This is a genomic window from Streptomyces sp. NPDC103540 (assembly GCF_055584445.1).
Genome location: NZ_JBVJMA010000019.1, coordinates 61792 through 83131, shown reverse-complemented (window position 1 = coordinate 83131; position 21340 = coordinate 61792). Strand labels below are relative to the sequence as shown.

The following is a 21340-nucleotide window of genomic DNA, read 5'->3' as shown; positions in this document are numbered from 1 at the left end:
CGCGGGTTCGCGTGCGGGGTCAAGAAGGAGAACGGGCGTGCGGGTCGGAGCGGTCGAGTGAAGTTCCTGCACACCTCCGACTGGCACCTGGGCCGCTCCTTCCACCGCGTGAACCTGCTGTCCGCCCAGGCCGCCTTCGTCGACCACCTCGTCGAGACCGTCCGCGAGCACGAGGTCGACGCCGTCCTCGTCGCCGGTGACGTCTACGACCGCGCCGTGCCGCCGCTGCCCGCCGTCGACCTCTTCGACCGGGCCCTGCACCGCCTCGCCGACATCGGCGTGCCCACCGTGATGATCTCCGGGAACCACGACTCGGCCCGCCGCCTCGGCGTCGGCGCCGGACTGATCGGCCGGGCCGGCATCCACCTCAGGACCGATCCCGCGGGCTGCGCCGACCCCGTGGTGCTGGCCGACGTACACGGCGACGTCGCCCTCTACGGGCTGCCGTACCTGGAACCGGCCCTGGTCAAGGACGAGTTCGCCGCGCCGAGGGTCAGCCACGAGGCCGTGCTGGGCGCGGCCATGGACCGGATCCGGGCCGACCTCGCCGGCCGGGCCCCCGGCACCCGTTCCGTGGTCCTCGCGCACGCCTTCGTCACCGGCGGACAGGCGAGCGACAGCGAACGCGACATCGCCGTCGGCGGGGTCGAGGCCGTGCCCGCCGACGTCTTCGACGGGGTCGACTACGCCGCCCTCGGCCACCTCCACGGCTGCCAGACGATCAACGAACGGGTGCGCTACTCGGGTTCCCCGCTCGCCTACTCCTTCTCCGAGGCCGACCACCGCAAGACCATGTGGCTCGTCGAGCTCGGTCCCGCCGGCGAGGTCACCGCCGAACGGATCGACACCCCCGTCCCGCGCCCCCTCGCCCGCCTGCGCGGACGCCTGGAGGAGCTCCTCGACGACCCCGCGCTCGCGGGCCGGGAGGACAGCTGGATCGAGGCCACCCTCACCGACACGGTCCGCCCCCAGGACCCGATGGCCCGCCTCACCAGCCGCTTCCCCCACACCCTCAGCCTCGCCTTCGACCCCGAGGGACGCGTCCAGGACGGCCCCGCCTCCTACGCCCGGCGCCTCAGGGGCCGCAGCGACCAGGAGATCGCCGAGGACTTCGTCGCGCACGTGCGCGGGGGCGGCCCCGCCGACGAAGCCGAGCGCGCCGTGCTGCGCGGAGCCTTCGACGAGGTGCGCGTCCAGGGCGCGCGCGAGGACAGCGGCCGGGAAGGCGACCGATGAGGCTGCACCGGCTGGAGGTCACCGCCTTCGGGCCCTTCGCCCAACCCCAGACGATCGACTTCGACGCCCTCTCCGGCGCCGGGATCTTCCTGCTGCACGGCCCCACCGGCGCCGGCAAGACCTCCGTCCTCGACGCCGTCTGCTACGCCCTCTACGGCTCCGTCCCCGGCTCCCGCCAGTCGCCCGGCACCAGCCTGCGCAGCGACCACGCCGCCCCGGACACCCCGACCGAGGTCACCCTCGAACTCACCGCCGGCGGCCGCCGCCTGGAGATCACCCGGCGCCCCGAGCAGGACCGGCCCAAGAAGCGCGGCACCGGCACCACCAAGGACAAGCCGCAGAGCCTGCTCCGCGAGCGCACCGCCGACGGCTGGACCGGGCTCAGCCGCTCCCACCAGGAGATCGGCGAGGAGGTCGAACAGCTCCTCGGCATGAGCCGGGAACAGTTCTGCCAGGTGGTGCTGCTGCCGCAGGGCGAGTTCGCGCAGTTCCTGCGCGCCGGCGCGGAAGCCCGCGGCAGGCTCCTCGGGCGGCTCTTCGACACCCGCCGCTTCGCCGCCGTCGAGTCCCTCCTCGCCGACCGCAGGCGCGCCGCCGAGGCCAAGGTGCGCGCCGGCGACGAGAAGGTGCTCGCCGCCGCCCAGCGCCTGGCCCAGGCCGCCGGCGACAGTCCCGACCTGCGGGCCTGGCCGCTGCCCGACCGGCAGCCCGGCGAACCCGGCCTCGCCGAGGCCGTCCGCGCCTGGGCGGCCGTCGCCCGCTGCTGGTCCCGGGAACGGCTCGTCGTCGCCGAGTACGCGCTGGCCGCGGCGGAGGGGCGCCACGTCGCCGCCCGGCGGGCCGCCGACGAGGAGCGGGAACTCGACCGTCTCCAGCACCGGCACGCCGAGACCACCCGCCGGGCCGCCCTCCTCGACGGGGCCGCGCCGGACCGCGCACGCGTACGGGACCTCCTGGACCGGGCCCGCCGGGGCGCCCTCGTGGCCCCCGCCCTCGAACTGCGCGGAGCCGCGGCCGCCGCCCACCTCACCGCCGCGCACGCCGAGGGCGTGGCCCGCTCCGAGCTGCCCCCGCCCCTCGCCGCCGCGGGGGCCGAGCAACTGGCCGTCGTGGAACAGCGGCTGCGCGAGGACCTCGGCGCGGTCGGCGCCGCCCGGCGGGCCGAACTGCGCAGCGCCGAGATCGGCCGCGAGCGCGCCACGCTGGACCGGGAGTCCCGCGACGCCGAGGAGCAGCGCCAGGAGTCCGCCGAGTGGCTCGCCCGCTGGGAGGCCACCAGGGCGGAACTCCAGGAACGGGTCGACGCCGCCCAGCAGGCACTCACCCTGGCCGAGCAGCTCGCAGGCCGGCTGGAGCCCGTTCGGATGCAGCTCACCGCGTCCCTGCGCCGCGACGCGCTCGCCGCCGACGCGACCGCCGCCGACGGCGAACTGCTGCGCGCGCGCGAGGAGTCCGCCGGCGCCCGGGAGCGCTGGCTGGAGCTGAAGGAGGCCCGGCTGCGCGGCATCGCCGCCGAACTGGCCGAGGCCCTGACCGCGGGCGAACCCTGCGCCGTGTGCGGGTCGGCCGACCACCCCGCCCCGGCCCGCCCCGCCGCCGGGCACGTCGACCGGGCCGCCGAGGACGCCGCCCACGCCCGCTTCGAACAGGCCGAGGAGCGCCGGGCCGGCGTCGAGCGCCGACTCGCCGCCCTGCGGGAGGCCGAGGGGGAAGCCGCCTCCGCGGCGGGCGAAGCCGGCACGGAGGAACTGCGCGCCCTCACCGCGGACCTGAGCGGACGGCACGCCGCCGCCCACGCGTCCGCGGCCGGCCTGCACACCGCCCGGGAGCGACTCGCCCGCGCCGAACGCGAGCACGAGGCGCGCGGCTCCGACCGGCTCGACGCCGAACGCCGCGCCGCCGCCCGCGCCTCCCGCCGGGAGGCCCTCGACCGGGAGCAGGCCTCCCTGGAAGCCGAACTGGTCCTCGTACGGGGCGACTCGCCCAGCGTCGCGGCGCGCGCCCGCACCCTGGAGGACCGCATCCGCATGGTCACCGGGGCCGCCGAGGCGCTGCGCCGGGCCGAGACCACCGCCGCCCGCCTCAAGGAGGCCGACGGGCAGCTCGCCGACGCCGCCTTCAAGGCCGGCTTCGACTCCGTCGACGCCGCGGCCGAGGCCGTCCTGCCCGAGTACGAGCGCACCGGCCTGCAACACCGCCTCGACGCCTGGCAGGCCGAGGAGGCCACCCTCGCCGAGCGCCGCGCGGAAGCGGACACCGCCCGCGCGGCTGCCCTGCCCCCCGCCGACCCGCGCGCCGCCGAGGAGGTCGAGGCCCGCGCCGCCGCCCGGCTGCGCGCCGCCGGCTCGACGGTCGACGCCGCCCGGCTGCGCCGCTCCGAACTGGACCGGCTCGCGCGGCAGATGGAGAGCGAACTGCGGGCCCTGGGCCCGCTGCGGGAGGCGTACGAGAGGGTGGCCCGGCTCGCCGGGCTCACCGCGGGCACCTCCGCCGACAACGAGCGCCGGATGCGCCTGGAGTCGTACGTCCTGGCCGCCCGGCTGGAGCAGGTCGCCGCCGCCGCGACGGTGCGGCTGCTGCGGATGTCGGGGGGCCGCTACACCCTCGTGCACTCCGACGCCCGCGCGGGCGGACGAGGCCGTTCCGGCCTGGGCCTGCACGTCGTCGACGCCTGGACCGGCAGCGAGCGCGACACCGCCACCCTCTCCGGCGGCGAGACGTTCTTCGCCTCGCTCGCCCTGGCCCTCGGCCTGGCCGACGTGGTCACCGACGAGGCCGGCGGCATGCGCCTGGACACCCTCTTCATCGACGAGGGCTTCGGCAGCCTCGACGAACAGGCCCTGGACGAGGTGCTCGACGTGCTGGACTCGCTGCGCGAACGCGACCGTAGTGTCGGCATCGTCAGCCACGTCGGAGACCTGCGCACCCGCGTCCAGGCCCAGCTGGAGATCGTCAAGCAGCGCGGCGGCTCGGTGGTGCGCCACCGCACGGCGGGGGTCACGGACTGATCGGACGCCGGGCCAGCGGGGACGAGTACACGATGCTGGTGGTCACCGGTCCGAGGCCGCCGATGCGGCCCGTGATCTCCTCCAGGTGGGACATGGAGCGGGCCGCCACCTTCAGCACGAAGCAGTCGTCGCCCGTCACGTGGTGCGCCTCCAGGATCTCGGGGGTCGCGTCGAGGAAGTCGTGGAAGGGCTTGTAATTGCCGTGCGGGTAGCGCAGCCGCACCAGCGCGAGGATGGTCTTGCCCAGCTTCTCGTGGTCGACGACGGCCGTGTAGCCGGTGATGACCCCGGCCTCCTCCAGCCGGCGCACGCGTTCGGTGACGGCGCTCGCGGACATGGACACGGTCCGGGCCAGCTCGGTGAAGCTCGCGCGGCCGTCCTCCTGGAGGGCCGCGAGGATCCGCCAGTCGGTGGCATCCGGGGTGTAGGGGGAATATCCGCTCATGGGGCAGGTCTAGCAGGGGAATCCCCGGGTGAACAAGCGGAAGGCCGGGGAAAGTGCCTTCCAGAAATGATCAACACTTCGTAGATTTCTGGCCATGACCACGACGCAGCCGCAGGCCACCGCCCCTACGACCGCCCCGACCACCTCCACGACGGCCTCGGCCTCCACGACCGCCGCCGTCGTGAACCCCGTGCTCCGCGTCCCCCCGGCGAGCCCGGCCGCCGCCGCCGCGTACTTCGCGGCGAGCCTCGCCTTCCACGCGGACGTCTCCGACGTGGCCGCCGCCTTCAAGGCGCACCGCGAGCAGGGCGCCGAGCTGGGCTTCCAGCTGATCGACTCCCGCTCCACCCCGTCCTGGGACCAGGCCCACGTGCCCGGCGCGATCCACCTGCCGACGGCCCTGATCCCCGAGCAGGCCGAGAAGCTCCTCGACAAGGACGTCCCCGTGGTGACGTACTGCTGGGGCCCCGGATGCAACGGCGGCACGCGCTCCGCCCTCGCCCTGGCCGAACTGGGCTTCCGGGTCAAGGAGATGCTCGGCGGCATCGAGTACTGGATCCGTGAGGGCTTCGAGGTCGAGACCTGGCAGGGCGCGCAGCGCCGGACCGAGGCCGACCCGCTGACCGCCCCCACCGACTCGGACGACTGCGGCTGCTGAACCCCGCGCGCGTACGCGGGCACGCACGGGCCGGCCGCCCCTCGTGGGAGCGGCCGGCCCTTCGGCGTGGCGGGCGCCGGGGCCCGCGGGCTCAGAGCTTGGAGAGCTCGTCCACGAGGTCGTCCAGGCCCAGCGAGCCCTGCGACAGCGCGGCCATGTGCCACGCCTTCAGGTCGAAGGAATCGCCGTGCGCGGCGCGGGCGTTGTCCCGACCCAGCAGCCAGGCGCGCTCACCCAGCTTGTACCCGATGGCCTGCCCCGGCATCGACAGGTAGCGGGTCAGCTCGCTCTCGACGAAGTCCCCGGGCCGCCCGCTGTGCAGCCCGAAGAACTCCTGCGCCAGGTCGACCGTCCAGCGCTCGCCCGGGTGGAAGGGGGAGTCCGCCGGGATCTCCAGCTCCAGGTGCATGCCGATGTCCACGATCACCCGGGCCGCGCGCATCATCTGGCAGTCGAGGTAACCCAGCCGCTGCTCGGCGTCCTTGAGGTAGCCCAGCTCGTCCATCAGCCGCTCGGCGTACAGGGCCCAGCCCTCGACGTTCGCGCTGACCATGCCCACGCCCGCCTGGTAGCGGGACAGCCGGTCCGCCACGTGCGTCCACTGCGCGAGCTGGAGGTGGTGGCCCGGAACGCCCTCGTGGTACCAGGTGGAGACCAGGTCGTACACGGGGAAGCGGGTCAGGCCCATCGTCGGCAGCCAGGTCCGGCCGGGACGCGAGAAGTCCTCCGACGGGTTCGTGTAGTACGGGGCGGCCGCGCCGCCCGCCGGGGCGATCATCGACTCGACCCGCTTGACGCGCTCGGCGAGTTCGAAGTGGGTGCCGTCGAGGTTCTCGATGGCCTCGTCCATCAGGCCCTGGAGCCAGTCCCGGACCTCCTCGACGCCCTCGATGTGGGTGCCGTGCTCGTCCAGGTGGCGCAGCGCGTCCCACGGGTTCGGGTCGCCCGGCAGGATCTTGGCGGCCTCGGCCTTCATCTCCGCCAGCAGCCGGTGGTACTCGCTCCAGCCGTAGGCGTAGGCCTCGTCCAGGTCGAGGTCGGTGCCGTTGAAGTAGCGCGCCCAACGGGCGTAGCGGGCACGACCGACCGGGTCCGGGGCGTCCGCGACGGCCGGGGCGTACACGTCGCGCACCCAGTCGCGCAGTTCGACCACGGCCGCCGTGGCACCGGCCGCCGCCGCGTCCAGCTCCGCGCGCAGCGACTGCGGGCCGCCGGCCGCGAACTCGTCGAAGAAGGCCGGGGTGTCGGCGTCCTCGCCCGCCCAGGTGGTGAGCTGCTCGACGAAGGTGGCGGTGGGGCGCGGGCTGCCGGGCAGGCCCCGCTCCAGTCCGAGCGCGAGGCTCTCGCGGTAGCCGGCGAGGGCGGCCGGTACGGCGCGCAGTCGCTCGGCGATCGCGGTCCAGTCCTCCTCGGTGTCGGCGGGGGTGAGGGTGAAGACCTCGCGGACGCTGTGCGCCGGGGAGTGGATGTTGCTGACCGCGCGCAGGTCCTCGTCGGCCTCGTACACGGCGATCTCGGCGCCCAGGCGCTCGCGCAGCAGTCGCGCGCAGCGGCGCTCGATCTCGGTGTCGGCGCCGGGCAGCGCCTCGGCGGCGTCCAACCGGGCGAGGGTGGCGCGCCACAGGTCGGCTGCCGCCGCCCGACCGGCGGGGGAGAAGTCCGGCAGGCTGCGGGAGCTTTCGGCGACTCCGAGGTAGGTGCCGGTGATCGGGTCGAGGGCGACGAGATCGTCGACGTAGGCGTCGGCCACCTGGCGGGGCAGAAGGGCCGCTTCGGTGCTGTGGAGGGTCTCAGACATGCCGCCATCTTCGTATGCGGGACGCCCCCGCGTCATCACCATGGGATCTTCGTCTCCTGACGGATCGAGGGGTCCGCGCGGGGGCGGACCCCTCGAAGGGTCGGGACGGGCGGGCCGGGACGGGGCGGGTTCGCGGCGGAGCGGTCCGGCGCGGGGTTCAGTGTCCCGGGTGCGCAGCGGTCCCGTACGCGGTCCGCTCGGCCGTGGCCTCGTGGGGCGGGCGGGGGCCGACGGGGGGCGCGTCCAGCCGGGCCGTGATCACGAGGGTGCCCTCCTCGATCTGGTAGTCGAGGGGCAGGCCCAGGCCGCGCATGGCCGCGACCATGCCGGTGTTCGACGCCCGGGTGACGGCGTAGACGCTGTCGCAACCGGCCTCGACGGCCATCGCCAGCAGGCGGCGCAGCAGTTCGGAACCGATGCCGCGGCGCTGCCAGTCGTCCTCGATGAGCAGGGCCACCTCGGTCTCGTCGCCGTCCCAGAGCAGGTGGCCCAGGGCGACGAGCCGGCCGGAGGCGGTGGTGGCGGCGAGGGTGCGGCCGAAGCGGGGGCTCAGGAGGTGGCCGAGGTAGCGGTCGGCGTCGGCGACCGGCCCGTGGTAGCGCAGACCGAGGGTGCGCTCGCTGCACCGGTCGTGCATCGCGCGGGCGGCGTCGAGGTCGGAGCCGTCGGCGCGGCGCACGGTGATCTCGTTGCCCTCGGGCAGGGTCAGGACGTCCTGGCCGCGCGGGACGCGCGGGCCCAGGCGGGCGTCGAGCTCGACCAGGGCCCGGGCGCGGGCGAACTCGCTCGGGGTGAACGGCAGGTAGGGGCGCTCCACGGTGATCGCGCCGCCCGAGGGGTCGCGCAGGCGCATCACCGTGGCCTCCAGGACCCCCTCGACGGGGGCGTCGGCGCCCGCGTTGGGGCGGCCCGACAGGGTCGTCGCGGGGATCGAGTGGATCGTGCAGCGGCCCAGCAACTGGCGCAGCGCGAGCGGCAGCTCGGCGGCGTCCAGGGCGGTGCGGGTCGCCAGGCCCAGGACCCGGGTGGGGGTGTCCACCAGGTCGTGGGCGTCGGCGCGTTCGATCCAGGTGCTGCGGCCGCCGGCGCGGGCGACGGCCCGCGTCAGCTCGGCGGACGCCAGCTCCCGCGGGGCGCGCAGCAGGAACTCGTCGACCGTACCGCCCTCCGGCAGCGGGTGGGTCTGGAGCGTCAGGATGTCCACCCCGAGACCGGCCAGGACGGTGCAGAGCGCGGCCAGGCTGCCGGGCTCGTCGCGCACCGTCGTCCGCATCCGCCACAACGCGTCCGTCGTGCCGCCGGCGCGCGCCTGCGGGGCGTCGCCGCGCGGCCCGGGATCGGAGGGCGCCGTGTCCGCGGGAGGCGGCGCATGGCTGTGCCGGCGCGCCCACCAGGTGTGGAAAGCGGCCGTGACCAGGAGCGCCACGGCCGAGGCGACGAGCAGGACCGGGCCCTTCGGGCCGTGGACGACGAGGTTCGCGATGCCGTCGGCCACCGCCACGGCGCAGAAGAGCGCGGCGAGCTCGACGAGATCGCGGCGCCAGTGGTGGCGGTGGTGGGGGCGGTGGGGGGCGTCGGCATTGAGTTTGGTCATGGACTCACTGTGGACGCGGGGTGTTGCGTGATCACGAACGTTCTGTGACCGATGGGTTAAGCGTCGATCTGGCCCGTTTCACCCAGTTTTCCGGCTGAATTCCCCGGACGGGTTCCCCGGCTCGGGCCCCCGTCCACCTCTTCGGCGCGCCCCGCCTTTGCCTATGCCTCCGGCTGGCCGACGCGACCGGGTCGGAGGGTTTTTGTGAAGAGTACGCCACCCCCTTGGCGGCGCAGCCGGACGGTGAGCTCGCCGCTGTCGCCGTCGATGTCGACCTCGCCGTAGTACGGGGGGTTCTCGGCCGGGGACATGTTGGCGACCTTCGCCGACTCCACGAAGGCGGTCCGCGGCCCGAAGGTGGCGTCGAGCCGACCGGCGGGGAAGGCGCCCGCCCCGATGGGGCCGGAGACGAACTCCCAGAACGGCGCGAAGTCGCCGAAGGCGGCCCGCTCGGGCGCGTAGTGGTTGGCGGCGGTGTAGTGGACGTCGGCGGTGAGCCAGACGGTGCCGGTGATGTTCCGGTGCTTGATGTGGCGCAGGAGTTCGGCGATCTGGAGCTCCCGGCCGAGCGGGACGCCCGGATCGCCCTGTGCGACGGCCTCGAAGTTCGTCGCACCGTCGGGGACGACGATCCCCAGCGGCATGTCGGCCGCGATCACCTTCCACGTGGCGCGGGAGCGCGAGAGCTCCCGCTTGAGCCAGGCCAGTTGTTCCGGGCCGAGGATGCCGATCGGGTCCTCGGCCCGGCGGCCCGGCGAGTTGGCGTCGCGGTGGGTGCGCATGTCCAGGACGAAGACGTCGAGCAGCGGACCGTGGCGCTGCACCCGGTACATCCGGCCCTCGGCGCGACCGCCCCGCAGGTCGGTGACCGGGAAGTACTCGCCGAAGGCCTGGCGGGCGCGGGCGGCGAGGGTGTCGACGTCCTTGACCGTGTAGCGGGGGTCGTCGATGAGCTGGCCCGGGTACCAGTTGTTGCGCACCTCGTGGTCGTCCCACTGCGCGAGCACCGGGACCTGGGCGTAGAAGTCGCGCAGGTTGCGGTCGAGCAGGTTGTAGCGGAAGTTCCCGCGGAACTCGGCGAGCGTCTCGGCGACCTTCGCCTTCTCCTCCGTGGTCACGTTGTGCCAGATGCGGCCGTCGGGCAGGGCGACGGACGCCTGGAGCGGGCCGTCGGCGTAGATCGTGTCCCCGCTGAAGAGGAAGAAGTCCGGGTCGCGCAGTCGCATCTCGTCGAAGACGCGGTAGCCGCCGAGTTCCGGGTTGATGCCCCAGCCCTGTCCGGCGAGGTCCCCCGACCACAGGAAGCGCACGTCGTGGCGGCGGGAGACCGGGGTGGTGCGGAAGGTCCCGCGGACCGGTTCGCCGGAGCGGCGCGGGTCGTCGGGGTCGGTGAGCACGACCCGGTAGTGGATCTGACGGCCGGGCGGCAGGTCGCGCAGGGTCGCGGTGCCGGTGTGGTCGGTGGCGGGGCCGAGGAAGGGGCCCTCGTGCCGGCGGACGCCGTAGCGGAACGATTCGCTCGGCGAGGTCTCCACGTGCATCCGGGCCGGACGGTCGGAGCGGGTCCACACGGTCGCCGAGTGGGCGGTGATCTCGCCCGACTGGGTGCCCCACAGGGCGGCCGGGCGCCCGGAACGCACGAAGGCGGCGGACCGGGCGGAGGCGGCGGCCAGGGCGGGCGCCGCGTAGGCGGTGGACAGGACGAGGCCGAGGGGGACGGCGAGCGAACCGCCGAGCAGGGTCCGTCGGGTGTGCGGCAGGGGTGCCATCGGTTGCGTCTCCAGGGGCCGGCGGGGGTGGGCCGGGCCAGTGTGCCGCCGCACACCGGACCGGCCGCGTCTCCCGTGCGAACCGGGGATGAACAGCCGTCAGCAGGTCATCGGCGGTCGGCCGCGGCCCCCTCGCCGGCGCCGGGCGCCGGGCCGGAATCCGCCGCGCGGGCGGTGTCGAGGACGACGCGGGCCACGAGCGCCGGGTCGTCGTGCATCGGCACGTGCCCGCAGCCCGGCAGACGCACCAGCCGCGCCCCGGGGACCGTGTACTTGGCGCGCACCCCCTGGCGCGGCAGGAGCAGCCGGTCGCCCGAGCCCCAGGCGATGGTGACGGGCAGGTCCGGCACGTCCGCGGTGAACCGTACGGAGCCGCCCGCGGCCAGCGTCCGCTCGAAGCCGGTCGCGCCGCGCAGGGCGAGGGTCTCGGCGACGACCGCCTCGGGCGCCCGGCGCGCGGGGCGGGCGTAGATGGTCCCGGTGAGCGCCGCGCGGCCGGCGGCGCTGCGGGAGAGCCGCTCCAGGAGGGGCAGGGGCAGCGCGCGGGCGCCCACGCGCATGGCCCGCAGGGCGGTGAAGGCGTAGCGGCGCTCCGTCTCCGTCCAGAAGCCGGCCGGGGAGAGCGCGGTGACCGAGCGGGCCAGGCCGACGCGACCCATCTCCAGGGCGAGCAGCCCGCCCAGGGAGTTGCCCGCGACGTGCGGCGTCGTCACGCCGAGCGCGGAGCACAGCGCGCCGAGCGCCGGGGCGATGGTGTCGAGGTCGTAGGGGACGCCTTCGGGCAGCGGGTCGGAGGCGCCGAAGCCCGGCAGGTCGACGGCGATGACCTCGTACTCGGCGGCCAGGAGGTCCGTCACGGGGTGCCAGGCCTGGAGGTGGTGGCCGATGCCGTGCAGGAGGAGGAGCGGTTCGCCGGCGCCCTTGCGCTCGTGGGCGAGGGTGACGGTGCGGGGGCCCGTCGGCGAATCGATCGGGAAGGAGACCGTGGCGGTCATGCTGCTCCTCGTCGGGGGGACGCGTGCGAGACGGATCGTCAGGAGTGACTGCCCCCATGATTACCGCCCGGTAGCCTGCCGCTACAAGACGTCGGCGCTGTGCGCGCTCCGCTGCGCCGGGTGGGGTGCGGGGCGGTCCGCGGGCTCGCGTGCGGGCTGGGGCCGGCGAGGCCTGCGGGGTGGGGGTGGCGCGGGCGGAGAGGGCGGCGACACCTTCCGGACGCCTTGCGGCATGTTTCGGTCGTCTCCCGGACGTCTTCCGGCCGTAAGGGGTGAGGGCGAGAACATCCTGTGAACGCCTTGCTACATATGCCCGATCTGCCCGGCAAAGCGGCGAGCATTGGTCTTGACCAAGGGGGTGCGCCGTCCTATCGTCGCAGGGATAGTGCAGGAACCTTTAATAAACAAGGGCGCGGAACTGCGGCGCGAAACCGCGGCTCGCACACGGCGACAGCGGCGATTGCAGGAGGAGTCAGGGTGGGGACCACGCAGCTCGAATCGGTGCCGGAGCCGAAGTACTGGCACCTCAAGAACGTGCTCAGCGAGGCGCTCGACCAGGACTTCGCCGTCGGTGAGGTCCTGCCGAACGAGCGAGAGCTCGCCGCGCGCTTCGGAGTCGCCCGCGCCACCCTGCGACAGGCCCTGGAGCAGCTCGAACTGGAAGGCCGCCTCCAGCGCCGGCGCGGTGTCGGCACCACCGTGGCCCCGCCGCGCGTGGGCGTCGCCGTCGGCAGCCCGCAGCACAGCTGGCCCGGTGAGGTCGTCGACGGCTGGGAGCCGGTGGACGCCGTCGAGTGCATCCCCACCGCCGCCGTACTGAAGCTCCTGGGCACCGCCCCCGACCAGGCCGTCCACACCGTGCGCCGCACCCGCGTCACGCAGGGCCAGGCCGTCGCCGCCGAGCTGCTCTACGTGCCCGCCGGCTCTGTGCCCGGCCTCTCCGCGATCGACGCCCCCGCCGGCGCGGCACGTGCCCGGGCCGTGCTGCGCGAACTCCAGCGGCTCGCGCTCGACGGGCAGGACCGCTCGGTCGAGCTGGGCTCCGCCCGCGCCGACGACGCCAAGGAACTCGACCGCCTCCCCGGCGCTCCCGTGCTCGTCGTGACCACCCGCTACTTCACCGCCGAGGGCACCGCGGCCGTCTCCGTGGCCACCTACCGCGCCGACACCTGCCGCCTGACCTTCGGGGACTCCGGCGTCGAGATCACCGAGACCCGCGCCGCCTCCTGACGCGTCCGAGACCCCACCGGGCCCGTAGCACCCCTTCGGGCCCCCGGCCCCCTCGGGCCCCCGCCCCACCGCGCCCGACGGGCCCGGTGGGGTCTCGCGTTTCCGGGCCCGGGTCGTGCGGGCCGGGTCGTGCGGGCCCGTCGGGCGCGCACGGGGGATCGGGGCGATCGGGGGAGTCGGTGGGGTGGCGCCGGGCCCGGGCCGCGCGGGGGCGGGTGTGTGGGCGGGCCCGCCCCCGGCCCGGCCCGGCCCGCACCCGGCCCGGCACGGCCCGCGCCGCGCCGGGTGCGGGGGATCGGGGCGTCAGCGGCGGGCCGTGACCGTCCGCTCCACCGCGAACAGCTCCTCTTCCACGTGGTCCAACGCCAGCCGCAGCGCCCCGGTGGCCACCGCGGCCTCCCCGAGCAGGGACAGTGCCACCCGGGGCGGGCGCAGGCAGTACCGTTCCAGCTCCCGGCGCAGCGGATCCAGCACCCCGTCCAGGCCGGCCGCCCAACCTCCGACGACCACCAGCTCCGGGTCCATGGCCAGGACGAGGGCGGCCACGTCGTGCACGAGCCGCTGGATGAACCGCTCCACGGCGGCCACCGCTTGTTCGTCTCCGCGCCTGGCCTTGGCGAAGACCTCGGCCACCGCCTGCTCGTCCAGCGGGTGCAACGGTTCACCCGTCGTCGACAGCAGCCGCTCCGGAGTGACCTCACGGCCCAGCAGGTGCAGGGCCCCGATCTCTCCGGCCGCGCCCCCGAAGCCCCGGTGCAGTCGGCCGCCGATCAGGGAGCCGGCGCCGGGGCTGAGGCCGGCCATGACGAACACCATGTCGTCGATGCCCCGCCCCGCGCCCTTCCAGTTCTCGGCTACCGCCGCCGCGTTGGCGTCGTTCTCCACCCGGACCGGGCAGCGGAACGAGCGCCGCAGCCGCTCGCCGAGCGGCAGCCCCGTCCAGCCGGGCAGTGCGGTCCCGAGCCGGACCGTCCCGTCCGCCTCCACGATGCCGGGGCTGCCGACGCCGACGGCCCGCAGCGAATCGCGGGGGATCCCGGCCCGGCGCAGCAGATCGGCCACCGCCGCCCTGACCCGCTCCAGGCGCTCGTCGGTGGACGCGTTCTCGGCGACGTCCTTGGTCCCGGCGCCGATCACCCGGCCGTCCAGGCCCGAGAGCAGGACGGCGACGCGGTGCGAGCCGATCTCGATGCCCAGCAGGTGTCCGGCCTCGGCGCGGAAGCGGAACCGACGGGCGGGCCGCCCCTGTCGGCGCGCGCCCTCCTCCGCGTCGGCCTCGACGACCAGCCCGGTGCCGATCAGTCCTTCCACGACGCCTTCGACCGTCGGTCGGGAGAGCCCCGTGACGCGCGTCAGATCGGTGAGGGTCGGCGATTCGGCCGCCCGCAGTGCCCGGAGCACCACGGCCGAATTGATGCGCCGGAGCAGAGAAGGATCCCCGCCGGTCAGCTGCCCCAACGTGTGTCCTCCCAGCTAGCGGCCCTGTCAGCCGGATCGTACTGCCCGTCCGGCGTCGCTGCGAGACGCGACCCCCCGTCGGTCGGAATCGGCCGCGTCCCTCAGGCCGGAGAGACGAATCCGGACTCGTACGCGGTGATCACGGCCTGGGTGCGGTCCCGGGCCCCCAACTTGCCCAGAATGGCGCTGACATGGGACTTCACCGTTTCCGTGCCGACGATCAGCTCGCCCGCGATCTCCACGTTGGTCAGCCCGCGCGCCATCAGCCGCAGGACGGCCTCCTCGCGGTCGGTGAGCGCCGCCCGCTCCAACACGGCCCGGGCCTGCCGGTTTCCGTACTCGGCCGCGAGGGCCCGGACGGCCGCCGGGAACAGCAGCGTCTCCCCCTCCGCCACCAGCCGGACGGCGTGCACGATCTCCGAGGGCCGGGCCCGCTTGAGCAGGAACCCGTCCGCGCCGGCGCGCAGCGCCTGGTAGACGTACTCGTCGTTCTCGAACGTGGTGACCACGAGGATCTTCGGGGGCGAGTCCACCGACCTCAGGACCGCGCGGGTGGCCTCGATCCCGTCGAGCAGCGGCATGCGTACGTCCATGGCCACCACGTCCGGACGCAGGCTGCGCACGAGGGGGATGACGGAGGCGCCGTCGGCGGCCTCGCCCACCACCTCGATGTCGGGCTGGGAGTCCAGGACGGCGCGCAGACCCGCACGCACCAGGGGCTCGTCGTCAACGAGCAGTACGGTAACCGGCATCGGGTCAGCGTATTCGCTCCAGCGGGAGCCGGGCGCGCACCCGCCAGGCGTCCTCGTGGGGGCCGGTCTCGGCCTCGCCGCCCAGCAACGCGGCCCGCTCCCGCATCCCGCGCAGCCCGCTGCCGCCGCCCGCGGTGACCGCGACGCGCTCCGGCATCGGGTTCGTCACCTCCAGGAGCAGCCGCCGCCCGGTCATCTCCACCCGTACGCGGACGGGAACGGGCCCGCAGTGGCGCAGCACGTTCGTCAGGGCCTCCTGCAGGATCCGGTAGCCCTCCCGGGTCACCGGGCCGGGCAACTTCTCCAGTGGGCCGATCAGTTCGGCGTCCACCTCGGCTCCCGAGGCGCGCGCCGACTCCAGCAGTCGGTCGGCCTCGGCGAGGGTGGGCCGCTGCGACGGAGGCCGCGACGACTCGCGCAATACCAGCAGCACCCGTTCGAGGTCCTCCAGGGCGGCGCGGCCCGTCTCCTCGATCGCGTTCAGCGCGCGGTCGGTGAACTCCGGGTCGCCGGCGGCCCGGGCGGCTCCCGCCTGGACGACGGCCACGGTGAGCGCGTGCCCGATGGAGTCGTGCAGCTCGCGTGCGATGCGGGTGCGCTCCAACAACTGTTCCGTGCGCGCTTCCAGGACCGTCAGCCGCTCGGCCGCCGAGGGCCCCAGCAGCCGGCGGGCGATCGTGGTGATCACCTCCCCGAGGACGACGACGACCACGAGCAGGACGACGAGCGGCACCGGCGCCAGGAGCGCCGCCGCCCAGCGCGGCGGCGTGAAGGGCAGGGCCGGGTCGTCCGTCAGGGGTTGGCCGAGCGCGGTCGCGACGAGCTCCACGGACATCACGGGCAGCATGACGGTCGCGAACATGGCGGCCCCCGCCACCAGCAGCCGTATCTCCAACCACAGCACGGTCCGCCAGCGGTCGCCCCAGTGGGCCGACGGGCGGCCGCTGATCGTGTCGTCCTCGACGCCGTCCTCCCGCGGGGTCAGCAGGAACCGCGCCTGGAGCCCCTCCGCCAGCCGCACCCACGGGACGAAGCCGAAGGGTATGACGAGGAGCAGCGGCATCCACGGCCATCGGGGATTGATGAACATCCACACGGCCAGGAGCAGCAGGGGAACGCACAGGTGCAGCCAGCGCGAGTACGTCACCGGCCGGAGCGGGGCGCGGAGCATTCGGATCATGCGCCCATCCTGGCAGGGGCGCCCCGGCGGGCGTCTCCCCCACGTGGGGGAGACGCCACCCTCGCACGGGGGAGGAAAGGGGGAGGGGCCGGCGGGGAATCTGGAGCCATGAACCGCATCGAGATCCGCGAACTGACCAAGGACTACGGCACCCACCGGGTCCTCGACCACATCACCTTCGACGTCCTGCCCGGCCGCGTCACGGGTTTCCTCGGGCCGAACGGCGCCGGGAAGTCCACCACCATGCGCCTGCTGTTGGGCCTCGACCGACCCACTTCCGGGAGCGCCACGATCGGCGGCCGTCCTTTTGCCTCCCTCCGCGACCCGCTGCGGCAGGTCGGGGCCCTCCTGGACCCCCAGGCGGCCCACGGCGGGAGAAGGGCCCGGGACCACCTGCTCATGCTCGCCGTCAGCAACGGCATCCCCGCCCCACGGGTGGACGAGGTGCTGGAGCGGGTGGGCTTGGCGTCCGTGGCCCGGCGCCGGGTCGGTACCTTCTCGCTCGGCATGCGCCAGCGTCTGGGCATCGCCGCCGCCCTCCTGGGCGACCCGGGCGTGCTGTTGCTCGACGAGCCGACCAACGGCCTCGACCCCGAGGGCATCATCTGGATCCGCGAGCTGATGCGGGGCCTGGCCGCCGAGGGCCGGACCGTCCTGGTCTCCAGCCACCTCATGGCCGAGTCCGCCTCCTTCGTCGACCACCTCGTGGTGTTGGGCGCCGGCAGGCTCCTCGCCGACACCCCGATGAGGGAGTTCCTCGACGCCCGGAGCAGTCCCAGGGCGCGCCTGCGGACCTCGGAGCCGGCCCGGCTGGAGGCGGCGCTGGCCCGTGAGGGCTTCGCGATGGTCGCGGGAGAGGACGGGCGTTGGACCGTCGAGGGCATACGGGCCGAGCGCATCGGTGCCCTGGCCGCCCGAGAGGGCATCCCCGTCCTCGAACTCGCCGACGAGCGAGCGTCGCTGGAGCAGGCCTACCTCGACCTCACCGCCGACCGTACGACCTTCGTCGCCACCGGCATCTGAATCGGATCGGAGCAACCGCCTTGACCACCAACGCCCTGCCCAACCTGCCCGTCCTGCGATCGGAATGGATCAAGATACGTTCGGCCCGATCGGTCCTCGCGTCGTTGGCGGCCGTCTTCGTCGCCACCGCCGGCGTCACCGTGCTGACCGCCGCGGCCATCGGGACGTCGGAGCCGGACGCCCTGGGACCGGACCGCCTCCTCGGCGCCTTCTTCGGGATCAACTTCGGTCAGATAGCGGCCATCGCGTTCGGCGCCACCGCCTTCGCCGGCGAGTTCCGCGAAGGGGCCCTTCGGGTCTCGTTGACCGCCGTGCCCAACCGGACGCGCCTGTACCTGTCCAAGGTCGTGACCGTCGCCGTGCTCTCCCTCGTCGTCGGCCAGGTCACCGGGGTCGTCACCTTCCTCGGCGGGCAGGCCCTCATGGGGCAGTACGCCCTCGACCTCGGCGATCCGGGCACGCTGCGGGCCGTGTTCGGAAGCGGGATCTACCTGACGCTCATCGCCCTGCTGTCGGCCGGGCTGACCGCGCTGACGCGCAGCGGAACCCTCGTGATGGGTCTGCTCATACCCCTGCTGCTGATCGTGCCGTTCGTCGTCGGAGAGGTCTCGGGCGGGGCGGGGGAGTTCATGCCGGACCGGGCCGGACAGTTGGTCATGCGGCTGGAGACGGACGGCCTGCTCGGCCCCTGGAGCGGTCTCGGGGTGACGGCGCTGTGGGCCCTCGTGGCCCTGACCGCGGGATGGATCGCCGTACGGCGTCGGCCGGCATGACGCCGGGCCAGTTGTCAGTGGTCGCCGAAATACTGACGGTATGACCACGGCAGCGCATCTCGACCTGATCGACCGCTTGCTGGTCCAGGGCTTCCCGGACCGGCAGGTCCGGCTCGGCTGGCACAGCAGTGGGCCCGGCCACCATCTGGCCCTGCTCGACGGGACCGCGGACTTCTGGGAGGACGACGGCTCGCGGCGGGCCGAGGAGACCGAGCGGATCGCCGCCGACTACGGATTGCTCGTCCGGGCCTTGACCCGTGGCCGGGGGGCGCCGCAGATCTTCACCCTGTCCGCCCCCGGAGAGGGAGACTCCCACGGGGGAGGCGCGGCCGGGGAGGCGCAGACGGCGCAGCCGTGGGAGGAGCTGGGCGCCACCACCGACCACGTGCACCTGTGGCGGATCGAGGAACGGTGGCTGGTGGTCTGCGTGGCGCGGGGTGGGGAGGAGGACCCCTACCTGTTGATGGCGGCGGTCACCGTGGCGGACCCGCCGTAGCGGCTCAGCCGAGGGAGCCGGCCGACCCGGTCGGGCCGGCTCCGGGGACCGGCCCCCGGAGCCCTCAGGGGGCTTCCCGGCCCTCGGCCGCCGCGCGTAGCCGGCCGTACTCGGCGGCCATGGAATCCGCGGTCCAGTGGGCGTTGAGCCCGCTGGGGTTGGGCAGGGCCCAGATCCGGGTGGAGCCGATGGTGCGCTCCTGGGGGCCGATGAGGGCCTTCCTGTCCTGGAAGGCGGTGCGGTATGCGGTCACGCCGACCACGGCCAGCCACTGCGGGCGCAGCCGTTCGACCTTCGCCGTCAGGATCCGGCCGCCCTCGCGGAACTCCTCGGCGCTCAGCTCGTCGGCGCGGGCGGTCGCCCGGGCCACGACGTTGGTGATGCCCAACCGGTAGGAGAGGAGCTCCTCCTGTTCCTCCGGGGCCAGCCGGCGCGGAGTGAAGCCGGACAGGTGGAGGACCGGCCAGAAACGATTGCCGGGGCGGGCGAAGTGGTGGCCCGTCGCGGCGGAGAGGAGACCCGGGTTGATCCCGCAGAACAGCACACGCAGACCGCCCGCGACCACGTCCGGGAGGACGCGGTCGCGGGCGGCTTCGAGCTCGTCGGGGGTCAGAGGATCGACCCCGGCGCGTACCCGGCGGCCTCCGGGTGCTCCTTGGCGATGGCCTCGATCCGCGCGACCACGGTGGCCACCTGATCGCCGGCGGCGCCCGTGAAGGACAGCTTGTCGGCCATGAGGGCGTCCAGCTGCGCACGGTCCAGCGGCATCCGCTCGTCGGCCGCCAGCTTGTCCAGCAGCTCGTTGCGCTCGGCGCCCTGCTCGCGCATGGCGAGCGCGGAGGCCACCGCGTGCTCCTTGATGACCTCGTGCGCGGCCTCGCGGCCCACACCGGCGCGCACCGCGCCCATCAGGACCTTGGTGGTGGCCAGGAACGGCAGGTAACGGTCCAGCTCGCGGGCCACGACCGCCGGGAAGGCGCCGAACTCGTCGAGGACCGTCAGGAAGGTCTCCAGCAGACCGTCGAACGCGAAGAACGCGTCGGGCAGGGCCACGCGGCGGACGACGGAGCAGGAGACGTCGCCCTCGTTCCACTGGTCGCCGGCGAGCTCGCCCGTCATCGAGGCGTAGCCGCGCAGGATGACCATGAGGCCGTTCACGCGCTCGCAGGAGCGGGTGTTCATCTTGTGCGGCATCGCGGAGGAGCCGACCTGGCCGGGCTTGAAGCCCTCGGTGACCAGCTCGTGGCCGGCCATCAGGCGGATCGTCTTCGCGATGGAGGACGGGGCGGCGGCCAGCTGCACGAGGGCGGTGACCACGTCGTAGTCCAGCGAGCGCGGGTAGACCTGGCCCACGGAGGTGAAGGCCTGGGAGAAGCCGAGGTGGGTGGCGATGCGCTGCTCCAGGTCGGCCAGCTTCGCGGCGTCGCCGCCCAGCAGGTCGAGCATGTCCTGGGCGGTGCCGACGGGGCCCTTGATGCCGCGCAGCGGGTAGCGCTCCAGCAGGTTCTCCAGCCGGTCGTAGGCGACCAGCAGTTCGTCGGCGGCCGTCGCGAAGCGCTTGCCCAGGGTGGTCGCCTGCGCGGCCACGTTGTGGGAGCGACCGGCCATGACCAGCTCGGCGTGCTCACCGGCCAGCTTGCCGAGGCGGGCCAGGACGGCCACCGTGCGGTCGCGGGCCAGTTCCAGGGAGAGGCGGATCTGGAGCTGCTCGACGTTCTCGGTCAGGTCGCGGGAGGTCATGCCCTTGTGGACGTGTTCGTGGCCGGCGAGGTCGTTGAACTCCTCGATGCGGGCCTTCACGTCGTGCCGGGTGACCTTCTCGCGCTCGGCGATGGAGGCGAGGTCGACGGTGTCCAGGACGCGCTCGTAGTCGGCGAGGGCGGCGTCCGGGACCTCGATGCCGAGGTCCTTCTGGGCGCGCAGCACGGCGAGCCACAGCCGCCGCTCCAGCGTCACCTTGTACTCGGGGGACCACAGGACGGCGAGCTCCGCAGACGCGTAGCGGCCGGCCAGGACATTGGGGATGCGGGGCTTGGCTGTCACGTGGAGTGATTCTACTTGGGCCCCGGCTGTGCGTTCACGCAGGTAGGGGCGCCACCCGTGATTGTGGATTGCTACGAGAGCGGGGGGCGCTCGTAGGGCAGCAGCTCCGGACGCTTCGCGGGACGGCCGTCCCCCGAGGACCGGCCCGTCAGGCGACGACCGATCCAGGGCAGCAGGTGGGTGCGGGCGAAGCGCAGGTCCGAGGTCCGGCGCACGGCCCAGCCCGGGGCCACCGGGGGCGGCAGCGGCGCCCGCCAGTCCTCCTCCGGCGGCAGCCCCAGGGCCTGCCACACCGCCTCCGCGACCCGGCGGTGCCCCTCGGGCGTGAGGTGCAGCCGATCCACGTCCCACAGGCGCGGGTCGGCGAGCACGGGAGCCCCGTAGAGGTCCACCAGCAGGGCGTCGTGCCGGGCGGCGAGCTCCTCCAGGAAGGCGAAGAGCTCCTCCATACGAGGGCGGAAACGTTCCATCACCGGCCCGTTGCGGCCCGGCGAGCGCATCAGCACGAGCCGCCCGCAGGAGGGGGCCAGCAGCGCCACCGACTCCTCCAGGTGCGCCCGCACCCGCCCCATGTCGACCTTGGGGCGCAGGGTGTCGTTCAGGCCGCCCACCAGGGTGACCACGTCCGCGCCCATCGCCGCCGCGACGGGGACCTGATCACCGGCGATCTGCCCGATCAGCTTCCCGCGGACCGCGAGGTTCGCGTAGCGGAAATCGGGCTCGCGCGCCGCGAGGCGGGCGGCGAGCAGATCGGCCCAGCCCCGGTACGAGCCGTCCGGGAGCAGGTCGGACATGCCCTCGGTGAAGGAGTCGCCGACCGCGACGAAACTGGTGTAGGACGCATTCATCTCCATGGCGCAGCGATGCTACCGCGCGGTACCC

At 74.3% G+C, this 21340-nt stretch carries 18 protein-coding genes; 7 read left to right on the top strand and 11 right to left on the bottom strand.

Annotated features, from left to right (window positions below):
- The first annotated feature begins 57 nt into the window (after window positions 1–57).
- Together ACZ6ZI_RS34420 and ACZ6ZI_RS34415 are read left to right on the top strand one after the other, a co-directional pair.
- On the top strand, window positions 58–1236 hold the full coding sequence (locus ACZ6ZI_RS34420) for an exonuclease SbcCD subunit D (protein ID WP_469527709.1): 1179 nt from the start codon (window positions 58–60) through the stop codon (window positions 1234–1236).
- Window positions 1233–4244 (top strand): AAA family ATPase, encoded by a 3012-nt coding sequence (locus tag ACZ6ZI_RS34415; RefSeq protein WP_469527707.1) that lies wholly within the window; start codon window positions 1233–1235, stop codon window positions 4242–4244. Before ACZ6ZI_RS34420 ends, ACZ6ZI_RS34415 begins: the two co-directional genes overlap by 4 nt.
- Here ACZ6ZI_RS34415 and ACZ6ZI_RS34410 read toward each other — a convergent pair.
- Complete coding sequence (locus ACZ6ZI_RS34410; RefSeq protein WP_469527705.1) at window positions 4234–4689, bottom strand: Lrp/AsnC family transcriptional regulator; 456 nt, start codon at window positions 4687–4689, stop codon at window positions 4234–4236. The genes ACZ6ZI_RS34415 and ACZ6ZI_RS34410 overlap by 11 nt on opposite strands.
- A 94-nt stretch (window positions 4690–4783) precedes the next feature.
- Here ACZ6ZI_RS34410 and ACZ6ZI_RS34405 point away from each other — a divergent pair, with 94 nt between their 5' ends.
- Window positions 4784–5347: a rhodanese-like domain-containing protein gene (locus tag ACZ6ZI_RS34405; RefSeq protein WP_469527700.1), complete on the top strand. Its 564-nt coding sequence runs from the start codon at window positions 4784–4786 to the stop codon at window positions 5345–5347.
- 91 nt (window positions 5348–5438) lie between these two features.
- Here ACZ6ZI_RS34405 and ACZ6ZI_RS34400 read toward each other — a convergent pair whose 3' ends face one another.
- The 4 genes from ACZ6ZI_RS34400 to ACZ6ZI_RS34385 all read right to left on the bottom strand — a co-directional run bounded on the left by ACZ6ZI_RS34400 (window position 5439) and on the right by ACZ6ZI_RS34385 (window position 11503).
- Window positions 5439–7145 (bottom strand): DUF885 domain-containing protein, encoded by a 1707-nt coding sequence (locus tag ACZ6ZI_RS34400; protein ID WP_469527699.1) that lies wholly within the window; start codon window positions 7143–7145, stop codon window positions 5439–5441.
- A 157-nt stretch (window positions 7146–7302) separates the two neighbouring features.
- Entirely contained in the window at window positions 7303–8739 is a 1437-nt protein-coding gene (locus ACZ6ZI_RS34395) for a GNAT family N-acetyltransferase (protein WP_469527696.1), read from the bottom strand.
- 161 nt (window positions 8740–8900) lie between these two features.
- Window positions 8901–10508 (bottom strand): alkaline phosphatase D family protein, encoded by a 1608-nt coding sequence (locus ACZ6ZI_RS34390; protein ID WP_469527694.1) that lies wholly within the window; start codon window positions 10506–10508, stop codon window positions 8901–8903.
- Between the two features lie 107 nt (window positions 10509–10615).
- Window positions 10616–11503, bottom strand: a complete 888-nt coding sequence (locus ACZ6ZI_RS34385) for an alpha/beta fold hydrolase (protein WP_469527692.1) — start codon at window positions 11501–11503, stop codon at window positions 10616–10618.
- Between the two features lie 477 nt (window positions 11504–11980).
- On the opposite strand from ACZ6ZI_RS34385, the gene ACZ6ZI_RS34380 reads away from it, so the two are divergent.
- Window positions 11981–12733: a GntR family transcriptional regulator gene (locus ACZ6ZI_RS34380; protein WP_469527691.1), complete on the top strand. Its 753-nt coding sequence runs from the start codon at window positions 11981–11983 to the stop codon at window positions 12731–12733.
- Window positions 12734–13036: 303 nt separating this feature from the next.
- Here the strand turns inward: ACZ6ZI_RS34380 and ACZ6ZI_RS34375 are convergent, their stop codons facing one another.
- The 3 genes from ACZ6ZI_RS34375 to ACZ6ZI_RS34365 form a co-directional block, all read right to left on the bottom strand.
- Window positions 13037–14191, bottom strand: a complete 1155-nt coding sequence (locus ACZ6ZI_RS34375) for an ROK family transcriptional regulator (protein ID WP_363055228.1) — start codon at window positions 14189–14191, stop codon at window positions 13037–13039.
- Window positions 14192–14292: 101 nt separating this feature from the next.
- Window positions 14293–14943, bottom strand: a complete 651-nt coding sequence (locus ACZ6ZI_RS34370) for a response regulator transcription factor (protein WP_363055229.1) — start codon at window positions 14941–14943, stop codon at window positions 14293–14295.
- A gap of 4 nt (window positions 14944–14947) precedes the next feature.
- On the bottom strand, window positions 14948–16123 hold the full coding sequence (locus tag ACZ6ZI_RS34365; RefSeq protein WP_469527688.1) for a sensor histidine kinase: 1176 nt from the start codon (window positions 16121–16123) through the stop codon (window positions 14948–14950).
- 108 nt (window positions 16124–16231) lie between these two features.
- On the opposite strand from ACZ6ZI_RS34365, the gene ACZ6ZI_RS34360 reads away from it, so the two are divergent.
- Genes ACZ6ZI_RS34360 through ACZ6ZI_RS34350 form a run of 3 tightly spaced genes read left to right on the top strand, consistent with a single transcriptional unit; the run spans window position 16232 to window position 18415 of the window.
- Window positions 16232–17146 (top strand): ABC transporter ATP-binding protein, encoded by a 915-nt coding sequence (locus ACZ6ZI_RS34360; protein WP_469527685.1) that lies wholly within the window; start codon window positions 16232–16234, stop codon window positions 17144–17146.
- 20 nt (window positions 17147–17166) lie between these two features.
- On the top strand, window positions 17167–17919 hold the full coding sequence (locus tag ACZ6ZI_RS34355) for an ABC transporter permease (RefSeq protein WP_469527682.1): 753 nt from the start codon (window positions 17167–17169) through the stop codon (window positions 17917–17919).
- 40 nt (window positions 17920–17959) lie between these two features.
- Window positions 17960–18415: a hypothetical protein gene (locus ACZ6ZI_RS34350; RefSeq protein ID WP_469527680.1), complete on the top strand. Its 456-nt coding sequence runs from the start codon at window positions 17960–17962 to the stop codon at window positions 18413–18415.
- A gap of 64 nt (window positions 18416–18479) precedes the next feature.
- Here ACZ6ZI_RS34350 and mug read toward each other — a convergent pair whose 3' ends face one another.
- From mug to ACZ6ZI_RS34335, 3 genes are all read right to left on the bottom strand, one after another.
- Window positions 18480–19028: a G/U mismatch-specific DNA glycosylase gene (gene mug, locus ACZ6ZI_RS34345; RefSeq protein WP_469527817.1), complete on the bottom strand. Its 549-nt coding sequence runs from the start codon at window positions 19026–19028 to the stop codon at window positions 18480–18482.
- On the bottom strand, window positions 19025–20458 hold the full coding sequence (gene purB / locus ACZ6ZI_RS34340; protein WP_363055233.1) for an adenylosuccinate lyase: 1434 nt from the start codon (window positions 20456–20458) through the stop codon (window positions 19025–19027). Before purB ends, mug begins: the two co-directional genes overlap by 4 nt.
- A 71-nt stretch (window positions 20459–20529) precedes the next feature.
- Complete coding sequence (locus ACZ6ZI_RS34335) at window positions 20530–21312, bottom strand: SGNH/GDSL hydrolase family protein (protein WP_469527679.1); 783 nt, start codon at window positions 21310–21312, stop codon at window positions 20530–20532.
- Window positions 21313–21340 lie beyond the last annotated feature (28 nt).

What these genes read in the sequence shown, in the direction of transcription:
- ACZ6ZI_RS34350 (WP_469527680.1), top strand. Translation starts at nt 17,960, where the DNA reads ATGACCACGGCAGCGCATCTCGACCTGATCGACCGCTTGCTGGTCCAG.
- ACZ6ZI_RS34385 (WP_469527692.1), bottom strand. Translation starts at nt 11,503, where the DNA reads ATGACCGCCACGGTCTCCTTCCCGATCGATTCGCCGACGGGCCCCCGC.
- ACZ6ZI_RS34360 (WP_469527685.1), top strand. Translation starts at nt 16,232, where the DNA reads ATGAACCGCATCGAGATCCGCGAACTGACCAAGGACTACGGCACCCAC.
- ACZ6ZI_RS34395 (WP_469527696.1), bottom strand. Translation starts at nt 8,739, where the DNA reads ATGACCAAACTCAATGCCGACGCCCCCCACCGCCCCCACCACCGCCAC.
- ACZ6ZI_RS34390 (WP_469527694.1), bottom strand. Translation starts at nt 10,508, where the DNA reads ATGGCACCCCTGCCGCACACCCGACGGACCCTGCTCGGCGGTTCGCTC.
- ACZ6ZI_RS34405 (WP_469527700.1), top strand. Translation starts at nt 4,784, where the DNA reads ATGACCACGACGCAGCCGCAGGCCACCGCCCCTACGACCGCCCCGACC.
- ACZ6ZI_RS34370 (WP_363055229.1), bottom strand. Translation starts at nt 14,943, where the DNA reads ATGCCGGTTACCGTACTGCTCGTTGACGACGAGCCCCTGGTGCGTGCG.
- ACZ6ZI_RS34410 (WP_469527705.1), bottom strand. Translation starts at nt 4,689, where the DNA reads ATGAGCGGATATTCCCCCTACACCCCGGATGCCACCGACTGGCGGATC.
- ACZ6ZI_RS34365 (WP_469527688.1), bottom strand. Translation starts at nt 16,123, where the DNA reads ATGATCCGAATGCTCCGCGCCCCGCTCCGGCCGGTGACGTACTCGCGC.
- ACZ6ZI_RS34335 (WP_469527679.1), bottom strand. Translation starts at nt 21,312, where the DNA reads ATGGAGATGAATGCGTCCTACACCAGTTTCGTCGCGGTCGGCGACTCC.
- ACZ6ZI_RS34400 (WP_469527699.1), bottom strand. Translation starts at nt 7,145, where the DNA reads ATGTCTGAGACCCTCCACAGCACCGAAGCGGCCCTTCTGCCCCGCCAG.
- ACZ6ZI_RS34415 (WP_469527707.1), top strand. Translation starts at nt 1,233, where the DNA reads ATGAGGCTGCACCGGCTGGAGGTCACCGCCTTCGGGCCCTTCGCCCAA.